General features: G+C 74.0%; 15 protein-coding genes. 8 read left to right on the top strand and 7 right to left on the bottom strand.

Annotated features, from left to right (window positions below; translation table 11 throughout):
* Positions 1–10 precede the first annotated feature (10 nt).
* Both ACOACO_RS12520 and ACOACO_RS12515 read right to left on the bottom strand, forming a co-directional pair.
* Positions 11–679 carry a potassium channel family protein gene (locus ACOACO_RS12520; RefSeq protein ID WP_420296606.1) on the bottom strand — a complete coding sequence of 223 codons (669 nt, stop codon included), beginning with the start codon at positions 677–679 and terminating at the stop codon, positions 11–13.
* Positions 679–1326, bottom strand: coding sequence for a potassium channel family protein (locus ACOACO_RS12515; RefSeq protein ID WP_420297233.1), 648 nt, complete (start codon positions 1324–1326; stop codon positions 679–681). Before ACOACO_RS12515 ends, ACOACO_RS12520 begins: the two co-directional genes overlap by 1 nt.
* A 101-nt stretch (positions 1327–1427) precedes the next feature.
* On the opposite strand from ACOACO_RS12515, the gene ACOACO_RS12510 reads away from it, so the two are divergent.
* The 3 genes from ACOACO_RS12510 to ACOACO_RS12500 all read left to right on the top strand — a co-directional run bounded on the left by ACOACO_RS12510 (position 1428) and on the right by ACOACO_RS12500 (position 7685).
* Positions 1428–3473 (top strand): amino acid permease, encoded by a 2046-nt coding sequence (locus ACOACO_RS12510; RefSeq protein ID WP_420296605.1) that lies wholly within the window; start codon positions 1428–1430, stop codon positions 3471–3473.
* Positions 3470–4699, top strand: coding sequence for a class I SAM-dependent RNA methyltransferase (locus ACOACO_RS12505; RefSeq protein WP_420296604.1), 1230 nt, complete (start codon positions 3470–3472; stop codon positions 4697–4699). Before ACOACO_RS12510 ends, ACOACO_RS12505 begins: the two co-directional genes overlap by 4 nt.
* A gap of 181 nt (positions 4700–4880) precedes the next feature.
* The gene (locus tag ACOACO_RS12500; RefSeq protein ID WP_420296603.1) at positions 4881–7685 is read left to right on the top strand and encodes an aconitate hydratase; all 2805 of its coding nucleotides are present in this window, start codon (positions 4881–4883) and stop codon (positions 7683–7685) included.
* A gap of 113 nt (positions 7686–7798) precedes the next feature.
* On the opposite strand, the gene ACOACO_RS12495 is transcribed toward ACOACO_RS12500, so the two are convergent.
* The 5 genes from ACOACO_RS12495 to ACOACO_RS12475 are packed head-to-tail and all read right to left on the bottom strand — an operon-like array spanning position 7799 to position 11277.
* Entirely contained in the window at positions 7799–8851 is a 1053-nt protein-coding gene (locus ACOACO_RS12495) for a heparan-alpha-glucosaminide N-acetyltransferase domain-containing protein (protein ID WP_420296602.1), read from the bottom strand.
* On the bottom strand, positions 8826–9743 hold the full coding sequence (locus ACOACO_RS12490; RefSeq protein WP_420296601.1) for a hypothetical protein: 918 nt from the start codon (positions 9741–9743) through the stop codon (positions 8826–8828). The genes ACOACO_RS12495 and ACOACO_RS12490 overlap by 26 nt, the downstream gene beginning before the upstream one ends.
* Before the next feature lies 1 nt (position 9744).
* Positions 9745–10068, bottom strand: a complete 324-nt coding sequence (locus ACOACO_RS12485; RefSeq protein WP_420296600.1) for a hypothetical protein — start codon at positions 10066–10068, stop codon at positions 9745–9747.
* Positions 10065–11051, bottom strand: a complete 987-nt coding sequence (locus ACOACO_RS12480) for a hypothetical protein (protein ID WP_420296599.1) — start codon at positions 11049–11051, stop codon at positions 10065–10067. The genes ACOACO_RS12485 and ACOACO_RS12480 overlap by 4 nt, the downstream gene beginning before the upstream one ends.
* On the bottom strand, positions 11044–11277 hold the full coding sequence (locus tag ACOACO_RS12475) for a hypothetical protein (protein ID WP_420296598.1): 234 nt from the start codon (positions 11275–11277) through the stop codon (positions 11044–11046). The genes ACOACO_RS12480 and ACOACO_RS12475 overlap by 8 nt, the downstream gene beginning before the upstream one ends.
* 125 nt (positions 11278–11402) lie before the next feature.
* On the opposite strand from ACOACO_RS12475, the gene ACOACO_RS12470 reads away from it, so the two are divergent.
* The 5 genes from ACOACO_RS12470 (at position 11403) to ACOACO_RS12450 (ending at position 17377) form a co-directional block, all read left to right on the top strand.
* Complete coding sequence (locus ACOACO_RS12470) at positions 11403–11711, top strand: thiamine-binding protein (protein WP_420296597.1); 309 nt, start codon at positions 11403–11405, stop codon at positions 11709–11711.
* Positions 11708–12703 carry an SMP-30/gluconolactonase/LRE family protein gene (locus ACOACO_RS12465; protein ID WP_420296596.1) on the top strand — a complete coding sequence of 332 codons (996 nt, stop codon included), beginning with the start codon at positions 11708–11710 and terminating at the stop codon, positions 12701–12703. Before ACOACO_RS12470 ends, ACOACO_RS12465 begins: the two co-directional genes overlap by 4 nt.
* Before the next feature lie 169 nt (positions 12704–12872).
* Entirely contained in the window at positions 12873–14777 is a 1905-nt protein-coding gene (gene dxs / locus ACOACO_RS12460) for a 1-deoxy-D-xylulose-5-phosphate synthase (protein WP_420297232.1), read from the top strand.
* Between the two features lie 59 nt (positions 14778–14836).
* A complete protein-coding gene (locus ACOACO_RS12455; RefSeq protein WP_420297231.1) occupies positions 14837–16315 on the top strand; it encodes an amino acid permease in 1479 nt (492 codons plus the stop codon).
* 135 nt (positions 16316–16450) lie between these two features.
* A complete protein-coding gene (locus ACOACO_RS12450) occupies positions 16451–17377 on the top strand; it encodes a PAC2 family protein (RefSeq protein WP_420296595.1) in 927 nt (308 codons plus the stop codon).
* Positions 17378–17406: the final 29 nt, after the last annotated feature.

The raw sequence follows: 17406 nt of genomic DNA, 5'->3' as shown, positions 1-17406 counted from the left end.
CGGGGCCCGCTCAGGGGTGGGTGCTGGGCGCCAGCAGGCGCTCGACGTCGTCCTCCAGCTCGGCGGGCACGACGAGGAGCAGCTCGTCGCCGGACTCGAGCGGCTGCTCGGCGTCCGGGGTGTAGACCTGCCCGTCGCGCAGGATCGTCACCAGCGCGCAGTTGTCCGGGAACGGCACGAGGCCCGAGGGCTTCCCGACGTACGGCGAGTCCTCCGGCAGCGTGAGCTCCACGAGGTTGGCCTGGCCCTGGCGGAAGGTGAACAGGCGCACGAGGTCGCCGACCGCGACGGCCTCCTCGACGAGGGCCGACATGATGCGCGGCGTCGACACGCTGACGTCGACGCCCCAGGCCTCGTTGAAGAGCCACTCGTTGTCGGGGTGGTTGACGCGGCCCACGGTGCGGGGCACGGCGAACTCGGTCTTGGCGAGCAGCGAGGTCACGAGGTTGGCCTTGTCGTCGCCGGTGGCCGCGATGACCACGTCGCACTGGTCGAGGCGGGCCTCCTCCAGCGAGGACAGCTCGCAGCAGTCGGCGAGCAGCCACTCCGCCTCGGGCACCCGCTCGGGGCGGATGGCGACGGCGGCCTTGTCGATGAGCAGCACCTCGTGGCCGTTGTCGATCAGCTCGGCCGCGACGGAGCGGCCGACCGCCCCGGCGCCGGCGATGGCGACGCGCATCAGCTCTCCTCCGGTCCGCGGTCGATGGTCTGGTAGGCGTGGGCGGCGTTCTCCTCGCGCATCACCAGGTGGAGCATGTCGTTGTCCTGGATGACGCTGTCGCGGTGGGGGAGCGTGCCCTCGCCGAGCCGGTCGATCCAGGCGATGCGGGTGCGGGTCTGCTCCTGGAACGCGACGGTGCGCACGCCGACCCAGCGGTCGGGCGCCGGCACCTGGTCGAGCCGGATGGTGCCCGAGGGGTCCCGGAAGTCGGGCTCGGCGCCGGCGGGCAGGATCCGGCGCAGCACCTGGTCGGCCGTCCACTTCACGGTGGCGACCGTCGTGATCCCGAGCCGCTGGTAGACCTCGGCGCGACCCGGGTCGTAGATCCGGGCCACGACCTGCTCGATGCCGAACGACTCGCGGGCGACGCGGGCGGCGATGATGTTGGAGTTGTCACCGCTCGACACGGCCGCGAAGGCGTCGGCCCGCTCGATGCCCGCCTTGACGAGCACGCCGCGGTCGAAGCCGAGGCCGGTCACCTTCTCGCCGTTGAAGCCCGGACCGAGCCGACGGAAGGCCTCCGAGGCCACGTCGATCACCGAGACGGTGTGGTTGCGGTCCTCCAGGCTGCGCGCCAGCGTCGAGCCGACGCGGCCGCAGCCCATGATCACGACATGCACGTGGCGAACCGTAGCCCAGTCCGGCGCGGCCGGGCCCCGCCACGAGGAAGTGGCGCCGCAACCCCGCGGGCGTACGATCGCGCCTCGTGGGTCTCGCCGACGCCTCGAAACGGGTCCTGCTCGGGCGCAAGCTCAGCAGCTCCCAGCTCGGGGAAACACTCCTCCCCAAGCGCATCGCGCTTCCCGTCTTCGCCAGCGACGCGCTCTCGTCCGTGGCCTACGCCCCCGACGAGGTCTTCATCATGCTCTCGATCGCGGGGGCGACGTCGTACGTCTTCTCCCCGTGGATCGGTGTGGCCGTCGCGCTCGTCATGGCCGCGGTCATCCTGTCGTACCGCCAGACGGTGCACGCCTACCCGAGCGGCGGCGGCGACTACGAGGTCGCCAGCGTCAACCTCGGCCCGGTGGCGGGCACGACGGTGGCGAGCGCGCTGCTGGTCGACTACGTGCTCACCGTCGCGGTGTCCATCTCCTCGGGCTCGCAGTACGCGGCGGCGGCGATCCCCTTCCTGTCGGGCCACGAGGTCTTCTTCGCGTCGGCGCTGGTCGTGGCGCTGATGGCGGCCAACCTGCGCGGCATCCGCGAGTCGGGCAGCTACTTCGCCGTCCCGACGTACCTGTTCATGGTCGCGATCCTCGGCATGGCGGTGTACGGCGGGATCCGCTGGTTCGCGGGCACGCTGCCGGAGGTGGAGAGCGCCGACCTGCAGGTGGTGCCGCGCGAGGGGTTCGAGGACCCGCTCAGCCAGTTCGCGATGATCTTCCTGCTGGCCCGGGCGTTCTCGTCGGGCTGCGCCGCGCTGACCGGTGTCGAGGCGATCTCGAACGGCGTGCCGGCCTTCCGCCGGCCCAAGAGCCGCAACGCGGCCGCGACGCTGGCCATGCTGGGCGCGATCGCCATCACGATGATGATGTCGGTGATCCTGCTGGCCCGCGAGATGGGGCTGCGCTACGTCGACCCCCACGAGGTGGACCGCCTGCGCACCGTCGCCGGGGACCCGCTGCCCGAGGGCTACGACCAGCACACGGTGATCGCGCAGATCGCCGGCGCGCTGTTCTCCGACTTCCCGCCGGGCTTCTACTTCATCGTCACCATGACGGGCGTCATCCTCGTGCTGGCCGCCAACACGGCCTTCAACGGCTTCCCGGTGCTGGGCTCGATCCTGGCGAAGGACGGCTACGCCCCGCGGGCGCTCGGCTCGCGCGGCGACCGGCTGGCCTACAGCAACGGGATCGTGTTCCTCGCCGTCATGGCGATCGTGCTCATCGTCGCGTTCGACGCCCAGACCACGCGGCTGATCCAGCTCTACATCGTCGGCGTCTTCGTCTCCTTCAACCTCAGCCAGCTCGGCATGATCCGGCACTGGACGCGCCTCCTGGCGAGCGAGAAGGACCCGGCGAGGCGTCGCTCGATGCACCGCTCGCGCGCCATCAACACGGTGGGCCTCTGCTTCACCGCGGTCGTGCTCGTCGTCGTGCTGGTGACGAAGTTCCTCGAGGGCGCCTGGATCACGATCCTGGCGATGCTGGCCGCGTTCTTCCTCATGCGCGGCATCCGCCGCCACTACGAGCGCGTCGCGCTCGAGCTGGCGGCGGAGGAGGGCGACAAGGTCCTGCCCACCCGGGTGCACGCGATCGTGCTCGTCTCGAAGGTGCACAAGCCGACGCTGCGGGCACTGGCCTACGCCAAGGCGTCGCGCCCCAACGTGCTCGAGGCCGTCTGCGTCTCCACCGACTCCGCCGACACCGACCGCCTGCTCGAGGCCTGGGACGCCCGGCGCATCGACGTGCCGCTCAAGGTGCTGCACTCGCCGTACCGCGAGCTCATCCGGCCGATCGTCGACTACGCCGTGGAGATCCGCCGCGCCAACCCGCGCGGCGTGGTCGCCGTCTACATCCCCGAGTACGTCGTGGGCCACTGGTGGGAGCAGCTGCTCCACAACCAGAGCGCCCTGCGCCTCAAGGGCCGGCTGCTCTTCACCCCCGGCGTCATGGTCACGTCGGTGCCCTACCAGCTGCGCTCGTCGGCCGCCGCCCTCGAGCGCGAGGACCGGCAGATGACCCGCGTGCGGCCGGGCGACCTGCGCCGCGGCCGGGTCGCCGACCCGCCGCCGTCGGAGCGCCGACGGTGAGCGGGCAGCAGCGCCGCGGTGGCGGGCGGGGGCGCGGGCCGCGCGGCGGCGGGGCGCGTCGTACCCGTGCCCCGCGGGGCACCTCCCGGGTCGGCGAGCGGTTCACCGCCGAGGTCGGCCCGGTCGCCCACGGCGGCCACTGCGTCGCCCGCGTGCAGCTGCCGGACGAGGAGCGGACCCGCGTCGTCTTCGTGCGGCACGCGCTGCCCGGCGAGCGCGTCGTGCTCGAGGTGACCGAGGGCAGCGACGGCGACCGGTTCTGGCGCGCCGACGCCGTCGTGGTCGAGGAGGCCTCGCCGCACCGCGTGAAGGCGCCGTGCCCGTTCGCCGGACCCGGGCTGTGCGGCGGCTGCGACTTCCAGCACGTGGACCTCGCCCACCAGCGCCGGTTGAAGGCCGACGTGGTGGCCGAGCAGCTGCGCCGCCTCGCCGGGCTCGACATGGACGTGGAGGTGGAGGCCGTCGCCGGCGACCTGCCCGAGCAGCTGGCCGGCCTGCGCTGGCGCACGCGGGTGCGGTACGTCGCGCTCCCCGACGGCGGGCGCGGCATGCGCCGCCACCGGGCCCACGACGTGGTCGAGGTCGACGACTGCCGCATCGCCCACCCCGACGCCCGCGAGCCCCGGCCCGGCGTGGTGCACGAGCAGGTGACGGCGGCCGGGACCGGCCACCGCTTCGCCGTCGAGGCCGCCGGGTTCTGGCAGGTGCACCCGGGGGCGCCGGCGACGCTGGTCGAGGCGGTGCTCGGGATGCTCGACCCCCGACCGGGGGAGCACGCCCTCGACCTGTACGGCGGGGTGGGCCTGTTCGCCCGCTTCCTCGCCGACCGCGTGGGCCCGGACGGCTCGGTCGTCAGCGTCGAGGGGGACGCCGCCGCCTCGGCCCACGCCGCGACCAACCTGGCGGACGCCCCCGGCCCCCCGCTGGTGCGCCGCGGCGACGTCGCGCAGGTGCTGCGCGACGGTCTCGCCGGCCCGGTCGACCTCGTCGTCCTCGACCCGCCGAGGGAGGGTGCGGGCCGCGAGGTCGTCGACGAGGTGGTCCGGCGCTCACCGCGGGCGGTCGCGTACGTCGCGTGCGACCCCGCCGCGCTGGCGCGCGACCTCGGCTCGTTCGGCGAGCGGGGCTACCGCCTGGAGCGGCTCCGCGGCTTCGACCTCTTCCCCATGACCCACCACGTCGAGTGCGTCGCGCTGCTCGTGCCCGACGAGGGCGACACGGCCTGAGCGGGCCCCTCCGGTTTTCGCTCGACGTCATGTATCTTGACGTCGAGACAAATGCCGGCCAGCCGCTCCGACCGCGGCGAGGCCGTCCGGGCCCGAGGTAAGGCGAGCCTTCCTAGGAAGGTGACCGGGCCCGGCGGCAAGATGGGCCGGGAGCGCGAGACCAGCGACGAGGAGTGTGACTGTGGCAAGTCAGGACAGCTTCGGTGCGAAGAGCACCCTGGACGTGGACGGCAGGTCCTACGAGATCTTCCGTCTCGACGCGGTGACCGGTGAGGGGCTCGACGTCGCGTCGCTGCCGTTCTCGCTCAAGGTCCTGCTGGAGAACCTCCTCCGTACGGAGGACGGTGCGAACATCACCGCAGACGACATCAAGGCGCTGGCCGGCTGGGACGAGACGGCCGAGCCCGACAAGGAGATCCAGTTCACGCCGGCGCGCGTGATCATGCAGGACTTCACCGGCGTCCCCTGCGTCGTCGACCTCGCCACCATGCGCGAGGCGATGGCGGACCTCGGCGGCGACCCGGCCAAGATCAACCCGCTCGCGCCGGCCGAGATGGTCATCGACCACTCGGTCATCGCCGACGTCTTCGGCACGCCGGAGGCCTTCGGCCGCAACGTGGAGATCGAGTACGAGCGCAACCGCGAGCGCTACCAGTTCCTGCGCTGGGGCCAGGGCGCGTTCGACGACTTCAAGGTCGTCCCCCCGGGCACCGGCATCGTGCACCAGGTCAACATCGAGCACCTGGCGCGCACCGTCTTCACCCGCGAGGTGGACGGCGAGCTGCAGGCCTACCCCGACACCTGCGTCGGCACCGACTCGCACACGACGATGGTCAACGGCATCGGCGTCGTCGGCTGGGGCGTCGGTGGCATCGAGGCCGAGGCCGCGATGCTCGGCCAGCCGGTCTCCATGCTCATCCCGCGCGTCGTGGGCTTCAAGCTCTCCGGCGACCTGCCCGAGGGCTCGACGGCCACCGACCTGGTGCTGACGATCACCGAGATGCTGCGCAAGCACGGCGTCGTCGGCAAGTTCGTCGAGTTCTACGGCCCCGGCGTCTCCGCGCTGCCGCTGGCCAACCGCGCCACGATCGGCAACATGAGCCCGGAGTTCGGCTCGACCATCGCGGTCTTCCCGATCGACGAGGAGACCACGAAGTACCTCGAGCTCACCGGCCGCTCGCCCGAGCAGCTCGCGCTCGTCGAGGCGTACGCCAAGGCCCAGGGCCTGTGGCACGACCCGGCCGCCGAGCCGCGCTTCTCCGAGAAGCTCGAGCTCGACCTCGCCACCGTCGTGCCGTCGATCGCCGGCCCGAAGCGTCCCCAGGACCGCATCCAGGTCACCGACGCCAAGCAGTCCTTCCGCGCGTCGCTCAAGGACTACGTCGCGGGCGAGGAGGAGGACGGGTACGACGAGTCCGTCGCCGAGACCTTCCCGGCCTCCGACCCGGCCACGAGCAACGGCCACGGCAAGTCGGCCCCGCCGACCGACCACCTCTCCGCCGCGTCCACCGACGGCGGCCGGCCGAGCAGCCCGGTCGAGGTCACCCTCGAGGACGGCACGAAGTTCACGCTCGACCACGGCGCGGTGACCATCGCGGCCATCACGTCGTGCACCAACACGTCCAACCCGTCGGTCATGATCGGCGCGGCCCTGCTCGCCAAGAAGGCCGTCGAGAAGGGCCTGCAGCGCAAGCCGTGGGTCAAGACGACGCTGGCGCCGGGCTCGAAGGTCGTCTCGGACTACTACGAGAAGTCCGGCCTCACGCCGTACCTGGACAAGCTGGGCTTCAACCTCGTCGGCTACGGCTGCACGACGTGCATCGGCAACTCGGGCCCGCTCATCCCCGAGGTCTCCGCGGCCGTCAACGAGAAGGACCTCTCGGTCGTCTCGGTGCTGTCCGGCAACCGCAACTTCGAGGGCCGCATCAACCCTGACGTGAAGATGAACTACCTCGCGTCGCCCCCGCTGGTCGTGGCCTACGCCCTGGCCGGCTCGATGGACGTCGACCTGTTCACCGACCCGCTGGGCCAGGACGCCGACGGCAACGACGTGTTCCTCAAGGACGTCTGGCCCTCCCCGACCGAGGTCGAGGAGACGATCGCCCAGGCGATCAGCTCCGAGATGTTCGGCGAGAGCTACCAGGACGTCTTCGCGGGCGACGAGCAGTGGCGCTCGCTCCCGACGCCCGAGGGCAAGACGTTCGCCTGGGACCCCGAGTCGACCTACGTCCGGAAGCCCCCGTACTTCGACGGGATGCCGGACGAGCCGACCCCGGTCACCGACATCGACGGCGCCCGCGTGCTGCTCAAGCTCGGCGACTCCGTGACCACCGACCACATCAGCCCGGCCGGTGCCATCAAGAAGGACTCGCCCGCGGGCCGCTACCTCGCCGAGCACGGCGTCGAGAACCGGGACTTCAACTCCTACGGCTCGCGTCGCGGCAACCACGAGGTCATGATCCGCGGCACCTTCGCCAACATCCGGCTGCGCAACCAGCTGGCCCCCGGCACCGAGGGCGGCGTGACGCGCGACTTCACCGCCGACGGCGAGGTCACCTCCGTGTTCGAGGCCTCCGAGCGCTACCAGGCGGCGGGCATCCCGCTCGTCGTGCTGGCGGGCAAGGAGTACGGCTCGGGCTCCTCGCGCGACTGGGCCGCCAAGGGCACGTCGCTGCTGGGCGTCAAGGCCGTCATCGCCGAGAGCTACGAGCGCATCCACCGCTCCAACCTCATCGGCATGGGCGTCATCCCGCTGCAGTTCCCGGCGGGCCAGAACGCCGAGAGCCTCGGCCTGACCGGTGAGGAGACGTTCTCGATCACCGGCATCACCGAGCTCAACGAGGGCCGCACCCCGAAGACGGTCAAGGTGCGCGCCGGCGACGTCGAGTTCGACGCCGTCGTCCGCATCGACACCCCCGGCGAGGCGAACTACTACCGCAACGGCGGCATCATGCAGTACGTGCTGCGGAGCCTGCTGAAGGCCTGAGCACCCCCGCACGACCACGACGGCCCGTCACCCCGCGAGGGGTGGCGGGCCGTCGTGCTGTCCGGTCGGCGAGCCGTCGGACAGCCGTCGGCCGGCCGTCGCTCAGCCGGCGCTCAGCCGCGGCGCCGGCGGAACGGCGGCACCCGGTCGAGCCCCTGCGCGAGCGCGCGCAGCGGTCCCTCGACCGGCCCGCGGTCCCACGGCCGCCACCGCACGATCCGGGGCCACGCCCACCCGAGGGCGACCGTGCCGGCGGCGAGGCCGCCGAGCAGCAGCCACGAGTCGTCGGTCGTGCCGGGCGGTGCGTCGCGCACCCAGGCGGCGGCGACGAGGACCTGCACGACGTACGCCGTGAGGGCCACCGCCCCGGCGCCGGCGAGGAGCGCGAGCACGGGGCGCACGACGCGACCGGCGGCGCCGGGCAGGCTCTCGAGCGCGCGGGCGCCCTGCACGACGAGCACGCACAGGGCGAGCTCCAGCGCGAGCACGAGGTGGGTACCCGAGTACGGCGCGAGCGCGACCTCGCCGGCCGCCTCCGCCCCGAGCAGGGCGGCCGCGAGGAGCGCGGCGGCGGCGAGCGTCACCAGCGTGACGACGCGCCCGGAGTGGCGGGCCAGGAGGACCCCGGCCGCGGCCATCGGTGCCAGCTCGACGAGCCGGTAGAAGGGGCCCGCCGCCAGCACCTCCAGCGCCCGCGGGTAGAGCCCGTCGGCGGGCTCCCCGGCGAACACCCGCTCGATGCGCCACTCCCCGAGGTGGGTGGTGGCGGAGGAGACGAGGTCGGGGGCGGTCCACAGCAGGGCCGCCGCGGCCACGGCGAGGACGACGTCCGGCAGCCGCACGAGCAGCACGGCCAGCAGCGTCAGCACCCCGAGCCAGACCAGCACGACGGCGATCTGGGCGCCGGCGTCCTCCAGCACGAGGCCGAGACCGACGAGCGCCGCGCCGCGCACGAGCACCGACGACCACTCCCCGCGCCGGCCCCGGCCCAGCTGGGCGCCCCACCCGATGAGGAGGGCGAACAGGGGCGCGGTCAGGTGGTCCGCGAGCAGCAGCACCTGGCCGGGACCGAGGGTCGGGGCGAAGTGCGCCACGAACATCGACAGGAGGGCGACGCCGCGCGCGGCGTCGACGGCCAGGTCACGGGAGGGCGTGGGGACCGGCATGGGCCGCAGTCTGGCGCACGAGGCCGGCGACGACGTCGGGATCAGCGATCTCCGGCAGCGTCAGCAGCTGGCGCAGGGTCTCCGGGCCGATGCGCGACAGCACCGGGAGCACGTGCTCCCAGTCGCCGCGGGTGACGACGGCGGCCACCACCTGGCGCTGCTGGTCGCGCTCGAGGCGGGTGAGCAGCTCGAAGAGCCGGGTGCGGGTCTCGAGCGCGAGGACACCGAGGAGGAGCACGGCGTCGGCCGCGCGCCCGGCGTCGGCGGCGTCGGCCAGCACCCGCAGCAGCGTGGCGTCGGGCAGGCCGGCGACCACGGCGTCGAGCGCCCCGGCGTCCTCGGCGTGCAGGGCGACCTCCAGCACCGCCAGTCCCGGGGCGTCGCGGATGACCTCGACGCTCGCCCGCGGGGCCATGACGCCGACGAAGCCGCCCAGCGCCAGGTGCTCGGCGCGCTCCAGCATCCGGCGGCCGACGGCGACGAGCAGCGGCTCCGGGAGCCCGGCCACGAGCGACCCGCTGCGCACCGGGTCGAGGTGCGTCGTCAGCTCGGCGAGGAAGTCGGGGGAGATCCGCGCCGCGAGGCGCACGGCGTCGGGCTCGGCCATGACCTCGGCCGTGCGGGCCGCGACGAGCGGACCGAGCGCGGCTTCGGCCACGCGGGCGCAGACGGCGACGGGCACGAACCGCGTGAGACCGGCCAGCCGCGCGAAGCGGTGCTCGTGGCGGCGGTGGCGGGCGTCGACGACGCGGCGGCGCAGCCGCGCGACCTCGTCGGGGCCGAGGCCGGCGAGGAAGTCGAGGGTGGGGTCGTCGGCGTCCAGCGCCAGCTCGTGGCGCAGGCGCGCCAGCTCGGTCGCGACGTGACCGGTCGCCGCCGCGGTGCCCGTCACGTCAGGCACCTTCGGCCCGCGCTTCCGGTTCGCCGTCGCCGTCGCCGTCGCCGTCGCCGTCCCGGCGGGCGTCGGCGGGCTCCTCGTCGGGGAAGAGCGCCGCGGCGACGCGGCGGCGCAGCGGAGCGGGCACGAAGCGCACGGCGTCGCGCATGCTCCGGCGTACCTCGAGGTCCTCGGCGTGCTGCGCCATCGCGATCGCGGTGTCGAGCGCCTCGAGGTCGGCCGGCTCGCAGCCCTGCAGGGCGGCGAGCTCGTCGAGGGGTACGTCGAGACGCTCCGCGACGCGTGCCAGCGGGGGCGGGACCGGGACGCCCTGGGTCACGGGCCCACCGCGTCGAGGCGGGCCACGGTGGCCTCGTCGCCGGCCGCGCGGGCCGCGGCCCCCACCCCGGCGCGCGCGGCGGGGCCGGCGGGGGAGCCGAGGAGGGTGCGCAGGGAGGCGTCGTCCACGTGCGCCAGGCCCGGCAGGACCTCCGACCACGCCCCGAGCCCGTCGGCCACGGCGAGGAACCCGGCGCGGTGCTCCGCCGGCAGCGACGCGAGGGCGACGAGCACCCGCCCGCGCCCGGGGGCGTCGAGGGCGGTGAGGAGCGTGAGGGCGTCGGTCTCGGTGCCGTGGTCGTGGCACGCGGCGAGGACGGCGCGCAGCTGCTCCGCGGGCAGCTCCCGCACCAGGCCGGGCAGGACGGAGCGGTCGTCGACGAGCAGCGCGACCTGCAGCAGCGCGGCCGGGTCGGCGTGCGCCACCACCGCGAGGGCGGCCTGAGGCGGCACGGCCGAGACGAGCCGGCCCAGGACGAGGTGCTCGCCGTCCTCGAGGAGGCGGCGACCCACGGCCGTGACCAGGGCCGGGTCGAGGCCGGGCACGACCCGCTCGACGCCGGCCGTGTCGAGGGAGAGCGTGAGCTCGGCGAGGAAGTCCAGGGGCAGGCGGCCGGCGAGGCGCACGGCCTCCTCGGCGTCCAGGGCGCTCGCCACCCGCGCGCCGACGACGGGGCCGGCCTGCTGGGCCGCCCGGGCCGCGAGCCCGGGCGGGAGCGCGCCGGCGAGGCTCGCGACCCGCCGCAGCCGGGCCGCGTGGCGCCCGGCGAGGCTGGTGGCCACGTCGGTGCGGAGGGCGCGCAGGGCGTCGGCGGGCTCGTCGGCGAGGAACGCGAGCTCCTCGGGCGCCAGGTCGAGCTCGTGGGCGAGCTTCGCCAGCTCGGCCCGGGTCGCCAGGCGGGCGGCGACGTCGCCCAGCGCGGGCGGGGGAGCCGCCGGGGCGTCGGGAGCGCCCGGGGCCCCGGGGACGTCGGGCTCAGGCATCGTCGTCCCCCAGCAGCAGCGCGCGGGCACGGCCCCGCAGCGGCGGCGGCACCATCCGCAGCGCGGCGGCCAGCCCGTCCTCGACCGCCCGGTCCTCGGCGAGGACCGCGAGCCCGACGGCGTCGGCCAGCACGGCCACGTCGGCCTCGGCGTGGCCCTCCAGCAGCGCCAGGCGCTCGGCCGGCAGGCCGAGCCGGGCGGCCAGCTCCTCCACGGATCGCGACATGGCGGCCACCCTACTGTCGGGTAGACGCACCGGCGGGCATGCTGGGCCGAGGCCGTCGCCGGTGGGGTCCACCGGCGGCCCGGGCGCCGCGCGGCGACCGGTGGCCACGAGGAGAGGAGTGCTCCGTGCTGGTTGCGTTCTCGGTCGCCCCGACCGGAGGTGGGGACGACGACGGGTCGGTGAGCGCGGCGGTGGCCGCCGCGGTGCGCGTCGTGCGGGCCTCGGGCCTGCCCAACCGCACCGACGCCATGTTCACCACGCTGGAGGGGGAGTGGGACGAGGTGATGGCCGTCGTCAAGGAGGCCGTCGACGTCGTCGCCGCTGTGTCGCCGCGCACGAGCCTGGTGCTGAAGGCCGACATCCGCCCCGGGTGGACCGGCGAGCTGACCGGCAAGGTCGAGCGCGTCGAGGCCGCGCTGCGGGAGCAGGCGTGAGCGCCACCCGGCCCAACGGCACCAGCGGCGCCGACGGGGCCGACGGGGCCGTGGTCCGCACCCTGGACCTCGTCCACGTCCCCGGGTTCGGGACGGAGGACGTGCTGGTGGGCACGCAGGGGCCCGACGAGGGCGCGGTGTTCACCGGCACCGAGGACGGCGCGCTGCTGCGCATCTCCCACGACGGTCGCCGCGTCACCCGGGTCGGCCACACCGCCGGTCGCCCGCTGGGCCTCGAGCACCTGCCCGACGGTCGGCTGCTCGTCTGCGACGCCCGGCGCGGCCTGCTCGCCGTCGACCTGGCCGGCGACCGCGTCGAGACGCTCGTGCGCGAGGTGGACGGGACGCCGATGCGGTTCTGCAACAACGCCGCCGTCGCGCCCGACGGCACGATCTTCTTCTCCGACTCCTCGCTCCGGCACGGGATCGACGAGTGGAAGCACGAGATGGTCCGCCTCACCCGCACCGGCCGCCTGCTGCGCCGCTCGCCGGACGGGACGGTGGAGGTGCTCCTCGACGACCTCGGCTTCGCGAACGGCGTCGCGCTCGCCCCCGACGGCTCCTGGGTCGCGGTCGCCGAGACGGCGCTGCGCACCGTCGTACGGCTGTGGCTGACCGGCCCCCGCGCCGGCGAGCGCGACCTGCTGGCCGACGACCTGCCCGGCTACCCCGACAACATCGCGACCGGCAGCGACGGCCTGGTCTGGATCGCGGTCGCCAGCCCCGCGGACCCGCTGGTCACCCGCATGCAGCACGCCCCTCACTGGGTACGGCGCGCCGCGACCGCCCTGCCCGACCGCCTCCAGCCCGCGCCGCGGCGTACCGTGCGGGCCGTCGCGCTCGACGCGGACGGCGCGGTCGTCCACGACCTCGAGGTGCGCGACCCCGCGACCCGGGCGCAGTTCCACATGGTGACCGGGGTGCGCGAGCACGAGGGCCGGGTCTGGCTCGGCAGCCTGCACGAGGGCTCCGTCGCCCGCGTCGACCTCTGAGCGGGCGCCCCCCGATCCCGCCCCCGATCCCGCCCCCGATCCCGCCCGCGCCCGTCGGGATCGGGGGCTGCGCGCACCCGGTCGATACACTCGACAGACGCCCACGGCACGGTCGCGGGCGCGCACGACGATGCGGACGAGCGACGACACGACGGAAGGGACGCGGCTGATGGGCTACCTGGAGTCGGTGACGGCGCCGGAGGACCTGCGTGACCTGACGGGCCCTCAGCTCGAGGAGCTGGCCGCGGAGATCCGCGACCTCCTCGTCGCGACCTGCGCCACGACGGGCGGCCACCTGGGCCCCAACCTCGGCGTCGTCGAGCTGACCCTGGCGATCCACCGCACCTTCGACTCCCCCCACGACCGCGTCGTCTTCGACACCGGCCACCAGACCTACGTGCACAAGCTGCTGACCGGCCGGGCCCCGCGCTTCTCGTCGCTGCGGCAGGAGGGCGGCCTGTCGGGCTACCCCAGCCAGGACGAGTCCGCCCACGACATCGTGGAGAACTCGCACGCCTCGACGGCGCTGAGCTACGCCGACGGCCTCGCCAAGGCCTACGCGCTGCAGGGCGAGGACCGCCACGTCGTCGCCGTGATCGGCGACGGCGCCCTCACCGGCGGCATGGCCTGGGAGGCGCTCAACAACATCGCGATCTCCCCGCGCAGCAGGCTCGTCATCGTCGTCAACGACAACGGCCGCAGCTACACCCCGACCATCGGCGGTCTCGCGACCGCGCTGACGACGCTGCGCACCAGCCCGCGCTACGAGAACGTGCTCGACCTCGTCAAGCGCCGCCTCAACGCGGTGCCCGGCGTCGGCCCCGCGGCGTACGACGCGCTCCACGCCATCAAGAAGGGCGTCAAGGACGCCATCGCCCCGCAGGGCCTCTTCGAGGACCTCGGGCTGAAGTACGTCGGACCCGTCGACGGGCACGACCTCGACGCGCTCGAGCACGCGCTCGCCCAGGCCAAGGGATTCGGCGGCCCCGTCATCGTCCACGCCCTGACCCGCAAGGGCCACGGGTACGACGCGGCGGAGCGCCACGAGGCCGACCAGTTCCACGCCCCCGGGCCGTTCGACGTCGGCACGGGCGTCGAGAAACCGAAGGCCCGCGGCTGGACCGACGTGTTCTCCGAGGAGATCGTCACCCTGGGGGAGCAGCGCCCCGACCTCGTCGCGCTCACCGCGGCCATGCTCCACCCGGTCGGCCTGCAGGCCTTCGCGGAGCGCTTCCCCGACCGCGTCTTCGACGTCGGCATCGCCGAGCAGCACGCGGCGACCTCGGCGGCCGGCCTCGCGCTCGCCGGCATGCACCCGGTCTTCGCCGTCTACGCCACGTTCCTCAACCGCGCCTTCGACCAGGTGCTGATGGACGTCGCCCTGCACCGCTGCGGCGTCACGTTCGTGCTCGACCGCTCGGGCGTCACGGGCGACGACGGGGCCAGCCACAACGGCATGTGGGACATGTCGCTGCTGCAGCTCGTGCCCGGCCTGCGCCTGGCCGCGCCGCGCGACGGGGCCCGCCTCGCCGAGCTGCTCGCCGAGGCCGTCACCGTCGAGGACGCGCCCACGGTGGTGCGCTACCCGAAGGGGCCCCCGCCGGAGGACATCCCCGCGCTCGAGCAGGTCGACGGCGTCGACGTGCTCCACCGCGACGGCGACGAGGACGTCCTCGTCGTCGCCGTCGGCGCGATGGCCACCACCGCCCTCGAGGTCGCGCAGCGCCTCGGGGCCCACGGCATCGGCGTCACCGTCGTCGACCCCCGCTGGGTCGTGCCCGTCAACCCCGCGCTGGTCGAGCTCTCGGGGCGCCACCGCCTCGTCGTCAGCATCGAGGACGGCGGCCGCGTCGGCGGCTGCGGCGTCGCGCTCCTCACCGCCCTCAACGAGGCCCGCGTGACCACGCCCGTGCGCATCCACGCGCTGCCGCAGGAGTTCCTCCACCACGCCAAGCGCGCCGCGATCCTCGAGCAGGTCGGCCTCGACCCGCAGACGCTCGCGCGCCAGTGCCTCGAGGAGATCACCGCGCTCGCCGACCGCGGCCCGCTCCTCGACGTCGACCACACCGGCTGACCCGGGAGCCCGCTCGCCCGGGCCGGGTGGCACGTCGTACGGTCCTCCGCGTGAACGTCATGCGCACCAAGTCCGTCGAGCGCTCGATCGCCGACACCGAGGAGCCCGAGCACCGGCTCAAGAAGAACCTGACGGCCATCGACCTCACGGTGTTCGGCGTCGGCGTCATCATCGGCGCGGGCATCTTCGTGCTCACCGGAACGGTCGCCGCCTCGAACTCCGGGCCGGCCATCGCGCTGTCGTTCGCGGTCGCCGGCCTCGCCTGCGCGCTCGCCGCGCTGTGCTACGCCGAGTTCGCCTCGACGGTCCCGGTCGCGGGCAGCGCCTACACGTTCAGCTACGCCACGGCCGGCGAGCTCGTGGCGTGGATCATCGGGTGGGACCTGGTGCTCGAGTTCACCGTCGGCTCGGCGGCCCTGGCCGCGAGCTTCTCCGGCTACCTGTCGAGCCTGCTCGACGGCACCGCGCTCGCGCTGCCGACCCAGCTGTCCAGCTCGACCGACGGGGTCGTCGACCTGCCCGCCGTCGTCATCTCGCTGCTCGTCATGGCCGTGCTCATCGGCGGGATCAAGCTGTCGAGCCGCATCAACCAGGTCGTCGTCGCGATCAAGCTGGCCGTCGTCGCCATCGTGATCATCATGGGCATCGGCTACATCAGCGCCGACAACTACTCACCGTTCATCCCGCCGTCGCAGCCCGCCCCGGACGCCGAGGGCGGTTTCCTCCACACGCCGCTCGTCTCCTCCATCTTCGGCCTCGACCCGGCCGTGTACGGCGTCGCGGGCGTCATCGCCGGTGCCTCGATCGTGTTCTTCGCCTTCATCGGCTTCGACGTCGTCGCCACGACCGCCGAGGAGACCATCGACCCGCAGCGCAACGTGCCCATCGGGATCCTGTCCTCCCTCGCCATCGTGACCGGCCTCTACATCGCCGTCAGCCTCGTGATCACGGGCATGCAGAGCTACGAGGACATCGACCCCGACAGCGCGGCGCCGCTCTCCGACGCCTTCGCCGCGGTGGGTCGCGACTGGATCGGTGACCTCATCGCCGTCGGTGCCTGCATCGGCCTCACCGTCGTCGTGATGATCCTGATGATGGGCCAGACCCGCGTCGCCTTCGCGATGGCCCGCGACGGCCTCTTCCCCAAGGGCCTGGCCACGGTCCACCCGAAGTTCGGCACGCCGTACCGGATCACGCTCATCACCGGCACCGCCGTCGCCCTCATGAGCGGCTTCGTGCCCTTCACGACGCTCGGCGAGCTCGTCAACATCGGCACGCTGTTCGCCTTCATCCTCGTCAGCATCGGCGTCGTCGTGCTGCGTCGTACCCGTCCCGACCTGCCGCGGGCGTTCCGCACCCCCGCGGTCGGGTTCGTCGCGACCGCGTCGGTGCTGCTGTGCGGCTACCTCATGCTCAACCTGACCGGTGAGACGTGGCTGCGCTTCGGCATCTGGATGGTCATCGGCGTGGTCGTCTACTTCGCGTACGGCGTGCGCCGCTCCAACCTGGCGCGCGAGGAGGCCGCGGCCCGCGGCTGACCCGGTCGACGTCCTCGCGGGCGTGGGCCCGGGGGTGGGGCGCAGGTCTCACCCCCGGGGCCGCCCGGCGGGGAACAAGGGGCACCACCACTACGGTTGAGCCACCGACCCTGCCCGAGCGAGAGGAGCCGCCCGATGGACCACGACCGAGCCGACCGGCTGGTGCACATCGTCGACGACGTCGAGCCGCTCGAGGCCCCGGTGCTCGTGCTGGCCCTGGAGGGCTTCCTCGACGCGGGGCGGGCCTCGGTGCTCGCCGCCGAGCACCTGCTCGCCGACCGCGGCCCGGTGGTCGCGACGTTCGACGTCGACGAGCTCTACGACTACCGCGCCCGGCGCCCGCCGGTGTCGTTCGTCCGCGACCGCTACGAGGACTACGCGGCCCCCCGCCTGGTGGTCCGTCGCCAGCGCGACGCGGAGGGCACGCCGTACCTGTTGCTGGTCGGTCCCGAGCCCGACGTGCGCTGGGAGGCCTTCGCCCGCGCCGTGCGCGTCCTGGTGGAGCGGCTCGGGGTCTCCCGGGTCGTCGCGCTCGCCGCGGTGCCGATGGCCGTGCCGCACACCCGCCCCGTCGCGCTGACGGTGCACGCCAACGAGGCCGACCTCGTCACCGGTCCGTCGCCGTGGCAGGGCGAGCTGCGGGTGCCGTCCAGCGCCCAGGCGATGCTCGAGATCCGGCTCGGCGAGTGGGGGCACCCGATGCAGGGCGTCGTCGTGCACGTGCCGCACTACCTGGCGCAGATGGGCTACCCACGGGCCGCGATCAGCCTGCTCGAGCACGTCGCGCAGGCGGCGTCGCTGTCGTTCGACCTGACCACGCTGCGCGCCGAGGCGGAGCGCACCGACGCCGAGATCGCCGACTACCTGACCGAGCACGCCGAGGTGCTCGAGGTGGTGCAGGGCCTGGAGCGTCAGTACGACACGTTCCACCGCGCCGAGGAGCAGGGCTCCAACCTCCTGGCGCCCGAGGAGCCGCTGCCCTCCGGCGAGGAGATCGGCCGGCAGTTCGAGCAGTTCCTCGCGGGTCTCGAGGGCCCCGACGTGCCCGACGACCGCACCTGACCCGCCGCCCCGACCCACCCCGCACCCGA

The sequence above is a fragment of the Nocardioides sp. CPCC 205120 genome (genome assembly GCF_048654585.1).
Taxonomy (GTDB): Bacteria; Actinomycetota; Actinomycetes; order Propionibacteriales; family Nocardioidaceae; genus Nocardioides.
This window is presented reverse-complemented; position numbering and strand designations above follow the sequence as displayed.